The sequence below is a fragment of the Polaribacter sp. 11A2H genome, from assembly GCF_011379025.1.
Taxonomy (GTDB): domain Bacteria; phylum Bacteroidota; class Bacteroidia; order Flavobacteriales; family Flavobacteriaceae; genus Polaribacter.
This window is the reverse complement of record NZ_WTLD01000002.1, coordinates 239,555-253,977: the sequence shown is the minus strand read 5'-3', so window position 1 is coordinate 253,977 and position 14,423 is coordinate 239,555. Positions and strand designations below refer to the sequence as shown.

6 protein-coding genes are annotated in these 14,423 nt (G+C 30.7%); 2 read left to right on the top strand and 4 right to left on the bottom strand.

Annotated features, from left to right (window positions below; all coding sequences use genetic code 11):
- Positions 1-31: 31 nt before the first annotated feature.
- Together GQS58_RS03425 and GQS58_RS03420 are read right to left on the bottom strand one after the other, a co-directional pair.
- A complete protein-coding gene (locus GQS58_RS03425; RefSeq protein WP_166382855.1) occupies positions 32-1,048 on the bottom strand; it encodes a zinc-dependent alcohol dehydrogenase in 1,017 nt (338 codons plus the stop codon).
- A 206-nt stretch (positions 1,049-1,254) separates the two neighbouring features.
- On the bottom strand, positions 1,255-2,880 hold the full coding sequence (locus GQS58_RS03420) for a tetratricopeptide repeat protein (protein WP_166382853.1): 1,626 nt from the start codon (positions 2,878-2,880) through the stop codon (positions 1,255-1,257).
- A gap of 278 nt (positions 2,881-3,158) precedes the next feature.
- Here GQS58_RS03420 and GQS58_RS03415 point away from each other — a divergent pair, with 278 nt between their 5' ends.
- Entirely contained in the window at positions 3,159-7,040 is a 3,882-nt protein-coding gene (locus tag GQS58_RS03415) for an Ig-like domain-containing protein (protein WP_166382851.1), read from the top strand.
- Between the two features lie 305 nt (positions 7,041-7,345).
- Here GQS58_RS03415 and bglX read toward each other — a convergent pair whose 3' ends face one another.
- Positions 7,346-9,556 (bottom strand): beta-glucosidase BglX, encoded by a 2,211-nt coding sequence (gene bglX / locus GQS58_RS03410; RefSeq protein ID WP_166382848.1) that lies wholly within the window; start codon positions 9,554-9,556, stop codon positions 7,346-7,348.
- A gap of 65 nt (positions 9,557-9,621) precedes the next feature.
- Positions 9,622-10,359 (bottom strand): T9SS type A sorting domain-containing protein, encoded by a 738-nt coding sequence (locus GQS58_RS03405; protein ID WP_166382846.1) that lies wholly within the window; start codon positions 10,357-10,359, stop codon positions 9,622-9,624.
- 963 nt (positions 10,360-11,322) lie between these two features.
- On the opposite strand from GQS58_RS03405, the gene GQS58_RS03400 reads away from it, so the two are divergent.
- The gene (locus GQS58_RS03400; protein WP_166382844.1) at positions 11,323-14,418 is read left to right on the top strand and encodes a SusC/RagA family TonB-linked outer membrane protein; all 3,096 of its coding nucleotides are present in this window, start codon (positions 11,323-11,325) and stop codon (positions 14,416-14,418) included.
- The last annotated feature ends 5 nt before the right edge of the window (positions 14,419-14,423 follow it).

Below are 14,423 nucleotides of genomic sequence, written 5' to 3'. Positions count from 1 at the left end.
TGTTTTCTTTTGTTTTTATTATTTCTTAAGGTTATAAACTACAATCCATTAGTACTTTCATTCCGTCAGGATTATTGTCTATGTTTTCAAAAACTTGTTGAATGTTACTTAAAGGCTGCACATCAGTAATCATATCGATGAAAGGCAACTCATTTGCAGTGATTAATTGGATCGATTTTTCATAATCTTCTTTTTCATAAACTCTTGCTCCAATTAATTTTAATTCTTTCCAGAAAAATTTAAATAAATCAATCGGTTTTTTCTCACCATGAATTGCAACCATCAAGATTCTTCCTCTAATACCTGCAACTTCAGTCATTACATCTAATGCGGGTTGAACTCCTGCAACTTCAAAAACAACATCTGCTAAACGTCCGTCAGTTTTTTCTCTTACATATTCCACTAAATCAATATCTATTGGACTTACAGCATCAAAACCTAATTCTTTTGCTTTTGCAATACGTTTTGGGTTTACTTCAGAAATAATTACATCTGCACCAACTTCTTTAGCTACTAAACCAACTAATAATCCTATTGGACCACCACCTAAAACAACTGCAGTTTCTCCTTTTACTAATCCGCTTAAGCGAACATCATGAGTAGCTACCGATAAAGGTTCTATTAATGCTGCTAATTTTAAATCGGTAGTATCTTTTAACTTGTGAAGTGTAAATGCAGGAACATTCCAATATTGTTGCATTGCTCCTGGGCTATCAATTCCAATAAATTTTAATTCCTCACAGATGTGATTAAAACCTTTGTCTGATGCTTTTACTTTTCTGTCATCTAACGGACGAACAACTACTTTTTCACCAACTGAAAAACCAGTAACACCTTCTCCCACAGCATCAATTACTCCAGACATTTCATGGCCAATAGTTTCTGGTGTATTTACTCGTTTATCCATCATTCCATGATAGATATGTACATCTGTACCACAAACTCCTACATAAGCTACTTTAATTCTTACTTCACCTTGTTCTGGAGCTGCGATTTCCTTGTCTATAACACTAAAGGTTTTATTACCTTCATATTGTGTTGCTTTCATCTTATTGAATTTTAAATTATTATCTTTTGTTAAGAGAATAATCTTCTTTAAAATGAATTTGGTTTTTACAAATACGAATTCAACCCAAGAAAATTATTCTTAGGTTAAAAGTATATGAAACAGTTTGGAAATAAATGAAAAGAGACTTGACAAAAACTTTACTAAATGTAATTGTCAAGTTGTTCAGTTTGGTAAAAGCCTATATTCTATAGAGAATTAATGTATTCTTCTAAATTAACATTTCTTTCTAGGCTCATTTTTTTACGTATTCTATGTCTTACTGTATGCACTGATTCTACAGAAATACCAAGTAATCTTGCCATATCTTTACTAGAAAAGTTTAATTTAATTAAAGCGCAAATTTTTTGATCTCCTTGACTTAATTTAGGGAATTTAGCAAAAATAACATCATAGAATTCTTTATTTACATCTATAAAACGCATCTTAAAATCATCCCAGTTTTTATTATTATTGACAGAGACAGACCTTAAAACTTTATTTATTTCATGAATTTTTACTTTATCGCCACCTTCTCTAACTCTTGTTTTCAATTCTTTTAAGAACTCATCTTTCTCTATCAATTGTAATGCAGAAGTAGCTAGTTCTTTGTTTTTTAGAGACAATAGTTCTTTGGTTTTTTCTATTTCTAATTCTTTTGTTTTTCTTATTAATTCTTTTTCTGCATGATGTTTTGCTCTTAAATGTTTAAAAAAGAAGAAACCTAATACAAGTAAGAATATTAAAGAACCGATAAGAATAATTCTTTGCAGCTTAATGATTTGATCCTCTTGCTCTAAATGCTTAAGATACTGTTCTTTAATTATTTTTTCTTGTCTTTCTTTCTCTAACCTGTAATCATCTTTTATTTCTAATAAAGACTGATTTTCCTTACTTCTACTATCAAAAAAAATACGATCTAGCTCTTTAGCTTTTTTTAAGTTTTTAAAAGCTTTTTGATAATTATTTTTTAATAAAAATACGTCGGATAATTTCTCATATACTAAAGGTGTAAAATCTATATGACTTTTATATTCTTCTGAAACCTTTAATGCTTTTAAATAGTATTTTTCGCTCTTATCAACGTCACCTAAACCCTTATAAGCATCTCCCCAATACTTGTAAACAAGCACCATATAAGATGGTGTATTCGTATTAAACCAAGGGTAGATGTCTTCCATTATCTTAAGAGCTTCTTTTTCTTTGTGCTCTTTAGTAAGCAGAATTGCTTTTTCAAAATCTAAATAAGATTTTGGTGTCAAAGATTCTTTTGCTCTATAATAGAGATAACTTGAGTCTAAATATTTTTTTGCTAAATCTGGCTTATTCAACTCTCTGTAGGTAGCTGCAATAGAATAATAATATGAAACTAACCTTGCTTTGTTTTTAAGACCACGAGAATCTAACATTTTTTTCTGTAACCCTAATGCCTTTGTTAAAAACTCAATTGCTTTATCTTCTCTTTTATAATAACTATAAACCCTTCCTAACCGATGATAAATAACAGATTTTACTCCATTATTTTCAATATTATCCATTAACAATAATGCTTTCCAAAGTACATCATATGACTTGGCATATTTAGCACTCGTTTCAAAAACAAAACCTTCTTGAAATAATGCTTGTATAGCATTTAAGGTATCTTTAGATTGTAAATAAAGCGAGTAACTTTTCTCGAACAAAACAACAGAACTATCTGGATTAGAATTCTTTAAACTAAATGCTTTATTATATATTTTCTTAGCTATTTTTGATTCCTCTTGCGCATAAAAATCAATAGGTTTTAATAAAACAACAATACTAATTAATAGAAGAAAAAGAGGTTTTAAATTCATAAAATCAATGTAAAATGTAAAAAAGGTTTAGTCAAAAAATACTTTTATCAAGCTAAAGGTAACTTATTGTTTTAAAAAAACAATAAGTTATTACTGACTTTTTAATTTTTAAAAATAAAGAGCCTAAAACCTAGTGTTTTTAATGTTTTTCATTCTAATTGTCAAGTTTTTGTCAAGTTGATTATTCACTTAATTTACAATATACTTAGTTATTGACGAGTTCACAGCCGCAAGTATATTTCTCTAAAAAAGTATTTTGCCGCATCAAAATACTTTTTATGAAAAAATTACTACTTATAATTATTATTGCATTTACATCAAGTCTAATCGCACAAACATCAATTTCAGATTTTGAAACTGATGATATTAATAATCCTAAACCAGATTGTGACGCTGCAGCAGAATGGCTTACAGACCCAAACGTACCTTTAATTTCTTTAGTCGTTAATCCTAAAAACACTGGCATTAATACAACAATGAACTCTGTTAAGTATACAGAAACTGCTAGTTCAAATAAAAACAACTCATTACAGCTTGCTTTTAATGGAAATACCACAAAAACAGGGTTTGTTTTATCTGCAAATAAGTTTTTTAAATTCATGGTATATTCTCAAAATCAAACAGATTTTGATATCACTTTACATTTAGGAAATGGAAATGTAAATCATTTTGAAATTACTAAAAGTTTTTCAACAACATTAAATACTTGGACAGAAGTAGAGTTTGATTTCTCTGGTAATGATACAGACGCAGTAATAAATAATGCTGGAGGATGGATATCTAATATAAGAATTCATTTTAACGAAGGTACAGTTGGTGCTGACGATGTTTATTTTGTAGATGAAATAGCAATGACTCCAACATCAACAGTAACTCCTGTTGTTGCAGATATTTTAACAGTTCCTGCAACTTTGCAAACATTAACTCCTATCACAACAAATTATATAGTTTCTGGTAGCTTATATAAAAGATTAGACGTTCAATTAACCTCAGCTACTAGTTATGCAAATTTCTCTTTATATGCAGATGGTAAAATTATTGCTGATAATATAGATGTTTCAGGATCTGGCACTTTTTCTTTAAATAGTATTGTAAAATTTTCTGTAACAGGTGCAACAGAATTAAAGTTAGCAGCTACAGGAAGTGATTTAATAATAGATAGTTTTAGTTTAACAGATGTTTCTAATGTAGTAATTCCTGAATATTCAGATGAAACTGCTGCTGCAGGAATTATAGATGAACCAAGTTTAAAATACGCAGGTCCAACAATTGCAGATATGGATAATGATGGTGATTATGATTTAATCTTAAATAACCATAATGATTCACCAAGTAAATTGTATTGGAATGATGGTGACGGAACATTTACAAAAAACGCTACAGATTTATCTCTTTGGACATTAATGGATTTACATGGTTCTGCAGCTGCAGACTACGATAATGATGGAGACTTAGATTTACTGATCACCTTAGGTGGTGGAAATGGATCCGCTCCTACCCCTCCTGTGTTCTACAAAAACAATAATGGTACTTTAGAAAGAAGTGATGCAGCTGTAGGAATTACAAAAGGAGCAAGAGGTCGTTCTCCTAGATGGGCAGATTTAGATTCTGATGGAGACTTAGATTTAGTACTTATAAATGCTGAAGGAATAAATGGGGATAATGGGGAACAACACATTTTCTATAGAAACAAAGGCGATGGAACTTTTGAAACTATAAACGTTGCAGGTGTTGAAGATGCAAATGGAGAAAGAATTTTATTGACAGATTTAGATAATGATCATATAGATGATATTGTAATTTTCTCTCCACTATCAATTTGGAAAGGAAATGGAGATTTCACATTCACGGATGTTTCTACAGCATGGTTACCAGCCGATTTAGTTGGTAGTTATTCTATTACATCTATGACAGATATTGACATAGATAATGATGGAGATTTAGATTTATATTTAGCGAAAGGGCAAGGCTATTTTGGAATTGCAGATAATAATGCTACCGACTTTTTACCACAAATAAAAAGGTTAGATATGAGAGTATCTGGTAGCCAAGGAACTTTACCTTTTGAAGTAAAAGCAGACAACTCAATTACACTTTCTGGTTTCGAATTTGTAACGAGAAATGCTTATGCGGACGGTTATCCTGTGTTTCTAGGAAGCGCAAAGCAAGAAAACACCATAGCGGATAAAACAACTACTTTAGAAATAACACAAGCTGCTGCAGATGGTTGGCCAACTGCAAGAACGGAAAACGGTTTCTACATTGGTCATACAGGAAATGGTGTTTGGAAAATGGAATTTGTTCGTAATGCAGATATATTTTGGTCTATTCATGCTAGAATTGATGATGTAACAGAATTTACACCAACTGGTTGGATACCAAACAACAGAAACTACCAAGATGTACTATTAATGAATAACAATCAGACTTATACCAATGTTTCTGATGCTTGGAATATCCCTAAGGGAGGAAATCATTGGGGTGTAACTAAAGGAGATTTTAATAATGATAGTTTTGAAGACTTATATGTGTATCGGTTTGGGTATTTAACAAATAGAGTTTCAGATTACATGTTACTAAATACAGGACAAGGTAAATTTGAAATTACAACTTCTCATACTGCAAATAACAGAGGTGCTTCTAGTCATGGAGATATGGGGCAAGCTTTTGATTATAATCAAGATGGAAAGTTAGACATTCTAAATGGTGATGATGAATATGGTCTTTGGCATATGTATAAAAATAATATGTCTAATAGCAACAATTATGTAACTGTAAATGTTGGTTATGCTCCAAATTCTAATGTAGATCCATTAGGTGCAGAAATTACGGTAACTACAGATAATAAAACATTTAAAAGAAGAGTTGGTTCTGCTGGTGAAGCACATTCGCAAAGTTTATTAAACATTGCGCATTTTGGCTTAGGACAAGAAAATCATATTGTTAAAGTAGAAGTAAGATGGAGAGATGGTGAAATGTTAACCATTCTTGATGAAGGCGTTAATAAAACAATAGATACTAATACTGTAGATCCAACAGATATTACAATAACACCTAACCCATTAGAAGTAAGAGTTGGTGAGGATGAAGGTTTATCATTAGCTTTCTTACCAGTAAATGCAAGTCAAGATGTTACTTGGTCTTCTAGTGATGAAACAATTGCAACTGTAGATAATGAAGGTAATGTAACAGGAGTACTGGAAGGTACAGTTACAATTACGGCAACTTCTATTCCTGCAAATACCATTTCTGGTTCTGCTACTATAAATGTAGTTGCTTGGTATGGAATTAATATTGCATCTATAACAATAACTCCAGAAACTGCGGATATAGTTGGTGGACAAAAAATAACACTTACATCAGAAATTACTCCAGCAAATGCAGACGATTTAACAATAACTTGGTCTAGTTCTGATGACGCAGTTGCAACTGTAAATTCAAACGGACAGGTTACCGGTGTTATAAGTGGTACCGCTACAATAACGGCAACTACAACAGATGGCACCAAAACCGATACCGCGGAAATTACAGTTACAGAAAGCGTAACTGCTTCTTTAACTTTTGATGATGCTTCCAAATACACAACAACTGCATTTAGTACTGTAGGTGATTTAGTGATAACCACAAATTACCATGCAGGCTCTGGCCATAAAGTTATTGCTAAAGAATATGGTGGAATTAAATATTGGTTAAGACACCTAAATGCTGGTTGGGTTCCTCAAAATGATTATTTAGTAGTAGATGCTTCTGCATTAGATACTGAATCAGGAACCTCTACAGCAACTATTTCTTTAGAAAACTCAATACCAACTGCAGATTTACCAAGTGGAGATTTCTATTGGTTATGGATAACTTTTTACTCAAGTGATGGAGACAAACATATAACCCTGCAAGCACTTAATATAAATATTGTAGAAGGCTCTTTAAATGTTATTGATATTAACAAAAATGGCTTGCTTTTATATCCAAACCCTGCAAACACCCATTTATTTGTGAATCCTGATTTAAGTAATACTTTTTTTAAAATAATTGATATTCAAGGAAGAGAAGTTTTAAAATTAAAATCAGACAATTCTGGTAGAATTGATATTAATAATCTTGCTCCTGGAGTCTACTACTTAAAAAACAATAACAAAACAGGAAAATTTATAAAAAAATAAATAGATACAATTCTGTTTAATAATTGCTATGAAAAAAAATAACTCAATTATTAACTAAAACAACAAAATTAAAAACAAATTACTTTTTCGGGGATTATTCTTCTTAATAGGAATGTCTCTATAATTACAAACTAGTATTGCTGACATGGAAGATAATGGTGGTGATAAAGAAGATGTTCTTATACAAGCAAGCTGCAAGTATGGAAGCGCTAGGAACTGGGTTTTAATGTATTAAGGATGCTAAATTTAAAAGTCTCAACTTATTCTATAAGTTGAGACTTTTTACCTTTACATAATTTAAACCTTTATTCTAACCAAAAGTCTAGTTTAGAAGTATCAGAAGAATTCTTACCAACAAAAACCTCAAACGCTCCTTCTTCAATTGTTGTTTTATAATCAACACCTATAAATCTTAATTTATCTGAGGTAATATAAAAAGTAGCGGTTTTGGTTTCATTTGGTTTAAGTTCTAAACTTAAAAAATCTTTTAATTCTTTTATAGGTCTTGTTACAGAACAAACTTTATCATGTATATATAATTGTACAATTTCTCTTCCATTATATTTTCCGTTATTAGTGACATCAATAGATACTTTTATGCTATCATTTTTATTCATTATAGTTTTATCAAGCTTTAAATTTTTGTAAGAATAACTATTATAACTTAATCCATATCCAAAAGGAAATAAGGGTTTAGAAGTAATATCTCTATGAGTTGTTGTATATCTATTATTCTTAGGTCCTGCATTAAAAGAATGACTGGTTTTCTTATAATTATAATAAATAGGAACTTGCCCCTGATGAAAAGGAAAAGTAACCGTTAATTTCCCTGAAGGATTATAATCTCCAAACAAAATTTCAGCAACTGCTGTACCACCTGTAGTTCCTGGCATCCAAACTTGTAAAACAGCGGTAGATTTTTTTACAACATCTGTTAAAACATAAGGTCTTCCAGAAACAATTAAGGTAATAATTGGTTTTCCTGTTTTTGCAACTGCATCTAATAATTGTTGTTGCGCTCCTGGTAAAAGCAAAGATGCTGTACCTCCTCCTTCTCCACTCATCCATTCTTTTTCTCCTAAGGCTAATACTATAACATCCGCATTATTAGCAGCTCTTACAGCGTCAGCAATCATTTCTACTCCTTTTATTTCAAAATCTTCTACAATACAACCTTGAGCATAAGAAATAGTTGAGGTTTGTGGAACTCTCTTTTTAATTCCAGCAAAAATAGAAACAACATCATTTGGGTTACCTTGACTAGACCACCAACCTAATAAATCTTTTTGTGCTTTTGCAAAAGGACCAATAATTGCAATTCTTTGTTTCTTCTTTAAAAGTGGTAAAACGTTATTCTTATTTTTTAAAAGCACCATACTTTTTACAGCCATCTCTTTTGTTGCTTGTATGTTTTCTTCGGATAAAAGCTCTTTAGCTTCTCGTTCTTCATTAAAATACGCATAAGGATCTTTAAAAAGACCCGCTTTTTGTTTTAACAACAATACGTTTCTTACCGAATTATCTAAAACAGCTTCAGAAATAATTCCTTTTCTCACCATTTCTGGAAGTAAATTCACATATTTTTTAGTAGACATATCGATATCATTCCCTGCTAATAAAGACATTTTTGTAGCAATGGTATCATTTTTCGCAATTCCTGTTTTCACTAAATTACCAACCGTTTCCCAATCTGTCATTACTAAACCTTTAAATTTTAGTTCATCTCTTAAAACATCTTTCAATAAAAAATTATTTGCTACTAAAGGCACTCCATCATAAGCAGAATATGCGGTCATTACACTAGATACACCAGCATCAATAGCTGCTTTAAAAGGAGGTAAATGGGTCTCTCTTAACTCTCTTTCTGAAAAATCTAAAATATTATAATCTCTACCAGCTAAAGAAGCTCCATAACCAACAAAATGTTTTACGGTTGCTAGAATATTGCTATTTTCTTTATTAGATTCTTGAAATCCTTTTACTCTAGCTGCAGCAATTAAACTTCCTAAATAAACATCTTCTCCTGCTCCTTCTAAAATTCTTCCCCATCTAGGATCTCTTGCAATATCTACCATTGGCGCAAATGTTAAATGGATTCCTGCGGATGATGCTTCTCTTGCTGCAATCGCTGCCGATTTTCTAATTGCTGCCAAATCCCAACTAGATGCTTCTGCTAAAGGAACTGGTGCTATGGTTTTATAACCATGAATTATATCTTCTTGAAACAGCAACGGAATACCCAATCTTGAGTTTTCTACTGCAATTTTTTGCAGTTCATAATTATTTTTAACTCCTATCGATTTTTGTACATGACCAACCAATCCTTTTTTAATCCAAAGGTGAACTGAATCAGTTTTATTAAAACCTGTTGTTGGAATTAAATTTAATTGACCTGCTTTTTCTTGAAGTGTCATTTTTGAAATTAAATCTTCTATAAAATCTTTCTTTACTTCTTTTTTAGAACAAGAAAAAAGGAAGAAAAAAGAAATTAAAGTAAGTAGTGTTCTATTTTTCATAAATTTATTGTAAATAAAAATCAATTGAATTTAATCTTAAATCCAATTGATTAAAAAGATTAATTTTAAGAGCTCTTATTTTTCAAGAACTTTGTGTAAGTTTTATTATCATAAACTAAAAAGTACATTCCTGTACTTAAAGCTGAAGCATCAATACTTCCTTCAAAATTTCCTTGTTTAACAATTTTTCCAAGAGTATTTGTAATTTTATATGTTTCAGGCAAATTTTGTCCTTTTAAAAATATTGTGTTTTTTACAGGATTAGGATACATTATTAAAGCTGTTTCTTTTGTAAAATCTGTTGTAGACAAAGCTGTTATTTCTGCGGCACTCCTTATATAAACTAATGGAGTGTCACTTGCGCCATCACCTCCATAAATAACAGTACCTCCATCTGGTGTATATGCTAAATAAGACAATACTCTGTAAGTTAAATCTGCATTAGCAGAACTTAACGTTGCATCTGCAGGAATTGTATAAGTACCTGTCATAGCGTATACAAAATAAGAAGGATCTGGATCACCTATACTTTTATTAGCCCATACACCATCTATATGATCTAAATTAGCTACAGCTTCATCTTGAACTCCAAAAAGGACAAAACTTTGTGTATCATCAACGCCATTTGTGGCCCCAAGCGTATGCGTTATAGAAAAATTAATTTCTTGTCCAGGCGAAAACGTTACTGCTTCTTCTCCGTTAACTTGATAATCTGCTTTGTTTGCCCAACTAAAGGTAGGTTCTACTCTTTGAGAAAATGCTAGCGAACTCATAAAAAGTAATAATAAAGTAATTTTTTTCATGTTAAATGTATTTTAGTTAATAAGCTCTAAAATTACAGTATTACTCTTTTTATTGGTAACTTATCGTCTTGACATAAACTAAACAATTCTAAAAAAAAAGTTTATTTTACTCAAAAAAAAAACTCTTTATAGATTTTTTTATCCTTTTTAAAGTAAAACGTATTTAGAGACACACTTTTAACAATTATTATAACCTGATCTTTTTAATATAAAAAATGATAAAATTTTATAACATAAAAGATTCTCTATGCTTTACACCTTTTTTATTTTAATAAAAGAGAACGTTATACTATAAAAAATTAAATAACGTAGTTTTTAAATTGCCATTAAACTTAAAAATAAATTGAAACTTTATCTATTATAAATAAAATTATATTTAGACCTATTTTAAATTAAAATAAGAACAGAATTTTATCTTACTATAACTTAAAATCATAAAAAAATGATATTTATAATTCAACTTTTAAATTTGTTTTTAAGGTAAAAAGATAAAAAAGTACCCAAATCAAACAACTAAATTACCTTTATTCTATTCTTATTTAACTTTTTTAAGTATCGTTTCTGACAAAACAGTGACTAAAAATAAATCTCCTTTTAATAGCTGTTCCATTAGAAAATTACAACTTGACATGTCAAGTTCATAATTGAACACACTTATTTTATCAAAAAAAACATCTTTATAAAAAAGGATTAAAAAAAACATAAATCACTACAAAACAGACAAATAACAACACAAAGACCTGTTTTTAAAAATATAATTATTACTTAATCTAAACAAAAAATAAGAAAAACAAGTCCTTAAAATAATTTTAACAAAAAATAAAAAAAAGACTCTTAAGGAACTGTTAATTTTAACAAAAAATTAAAAATTTAACCTGTTCAGTTTTTGTCAAGTACCTTAAATTGGTGTTTTGTAAGAAAAACACAATATTTGGGTATGATAATTCAAAAATCGATAAAAAAATGAAATTAAATTTGCAAAAATGCAATTACAGAAAAATGCTATTAACAGCATTACTTCTGCTTAGTTTTGGTTTTATCCAAGCACAAAATGTTACTATAAAAGGAACAGTAAGTGCAGATGGAGATTCTTTACCTGGAGCTAGTGTAATTGTAAAAGGGTCTAGCAATGGACAAAGTACTGAAATGGATGGAACTTATGAATTAAAAGCTAAGTTGGGAGACATTTTAGTTTTTAGTTATTTAGGGTACAAAACAAAAGAAGTAATAATTAAAACTGGTAAAACCACTATTAATGTAACATTACTTTCTGACGCTTCTTTGTTAGATGAGATTGTTGTTGTGGGTTATGGTACTCAAAAGAAGAAAGAAGTTACAGGAGCTGTTGTTAACGTTGGGGCTGAAGAAATTAGTAGATCTCCAGTAGCCGACTTAGGTGCAGCAATACAAGGTAAGGTAGCAGGTGTAAACATACAAGCATCAAGTGGTAGACCAGGAGAAGCTGCAAACGTACAAATTAGAGGTTTAGGATCTGTTTCCTCTGGTGCAGCTGGACCATTATATGTTGTAGATGGTATTCCTTATGAAGGGAACCCAAACATTTCTCCAGATCAAATTGAATCTTTAGATATTTTAAAAGATGGAGCTGCTGCTTCAATTTATGGTACAAGAGCTTCTAACGGAGTTATTTTAATTACTACAAAAAAAGGAAAAGCAGGTAAAATGAAAATTGACCTCTCAACCTATACAGGTATCCAAAGCATTACTTCTGGAACCCCTTTAATGAATACAGCTCAACAACTGTATAGTTTAGAGATAGCTACAGAACAGTTAGGATCTCAACCACAAACTTTTTTTATTAACGCAAATGCTTTAGATTTTGATACGAATTTTGTAGAAGACGTTCAAAATGATAATGCTGTTATTCAAAATGTTAGTTTAAATATTTCTGGTGGTGTAGAGAACTTAACCTTAAACTTTAATACCAATTACTTTAAACAAGATGGTGTTCTAATTAATTCTGGTTTTAATAGGTTAGCTAATAGATTAACTGGGCAATTTACCAAGGGTAAATTTAAAGCCTTTGCAACTCTTGGTTATACTATTGAAAATAGAACACAAGAACCTTATGCTCTTTACGAATATAGTATTGGTCAATCTCCTTGGAGCAGACCTTTAAGTGATATTCCATCCATTGGAGAAAATAGTGTTACACTAGATGTGGAGAATGAAATATTTTACGGTTACCTATCTCGTCAATTAGAAAATATAGACGAAAGAGAAACAAAGTCTAGCAATATTGCACTTAATTTAGAGTATGAAATTGCAAAAGGTTTAAAGTACAAACTAAATTTAGGTTCAAATGAATATAACTATTATAGAAAATTCTTCCGTCCTCAATATTTAGCATACGCTAGAGATGGAACACTTAATGCAACTGCTTCAACTGAACAAGCCTTGCTAAATGAGGATTATATATTTTCTAAAAGAGAATCTATTGAAAACATTCTTAATTATTCTACAAACTTCGGAAAACACAATCTTAATTTATTAGGTGTAATTTCTTACGAAAGATTTAAACAGAGAAATTTGGGAGTTGGTGTCATATATAGTAAAGATGCTAGTAACAGCCTTCAAACTTTAGGTTCTGGTGCAGAAGGAATAAAGCCTACTAGTAACAATCAAACAAGTACTTTGGCTGGAAAATTAGTAAGAGCTCAATACAATTATGATGAAAAATATTTATTATCTGCTAGTTATAGACGAGATGCGTCTTCAAAATTTTCGGAAAATAATAGATATGGTAATTTCTTCGGATTTTCTGCTGGTTGGAATGTTAGTGAAGAAAATTGGTTTAACGTAGATGCAATTAGCAATCTTAAATTAAGAGGAAGTTGGGCAGAAGTTGGTAACCAAGGTATTGCACCTTATCAGTTTACAGCAATTATTGAATCTGGTATAAATTATCCGTTTGGTCCTAATGAAGAATTAAATTTTGGTTCTATTCAGCGTCGTTATGTAGATCCTAATATTAAATGGGAAACTACTATTTCTAAAAATATTGGTGTAGATTTATCTATGTTTAGTAATAAACTAAACATTACTGCAGATGTATATCAAAATGACAAAAAAGATATGCTTTTACAAGAGCGCCTTCCTGCATCTTCTGGTACTTACCATACACGAGCTTCAGGAGTTTATGATGTTAAGCAAATTAACGCTGGTGACATGGTTAATAAAGGACTAGAACTTTCTTTAAGTTACAAAGATCGAATTGGAGATGACTTAAAATATAGTATTTCAGGTACTTTTACTAAAAATATAAATGAAGTAACGGATTTAAACGGTATAGATAGAGGTTATGCCAATGGTAGACCTACAGCCTCTTTAGGCGAAAATATAGATTACACTACTTTTTTAGCGAAAGGCTATGAAGCAGGATCATTCTTTTTATTGCAAAACGATGGTGTTATAAAAACACAAGAACAATTAGATGCCTATAATTTGCTTGACGTATCAGCTACAGGTACGCCTCAATTAGGAGATATGATGTATAAAGATACTAATAACGATGGTGCTGTTAACGATAATGACCGTGTTTACTCTGGTTCTGGACAAGCTGAGTTTGAAGCCGGTTTAGGGTTAAACTTAGATTATAAAGGTTTCGATTTCTTTGTACAAGCTTTTTATTCTCATGGCGCAGAAGTATATAATGGGTCTAAATTGTACGCCTATACTCAAGGAAGACATACAGATTTATATAACATGTGGTCTCCACAAAATCCAACATCAGATGTTCCAACTTTTAGACGAAGTGCATTTCATAATAATGTAAGAGCTGCTTCTAATTATTTCTTAGAAGACGGAACGTATTTAAGAATTAGAACTTTAACACTTGGATACACTATTCCTGGTATAGAAGATATTGGTATTGATAAAGCTAGAGTGTATTTAACTTCAACGAATCCATTTACGTTTACAAATTACTCAGGGTATGACCCAGAAGTTGGTGGAGATGGAATCTTTACAAGAGGTGTAGATAGAGGGAACTACCCAGTTACTCGTCAATTCATGTTAGGTCTTCAATTAAGCTTTTAAAAAAT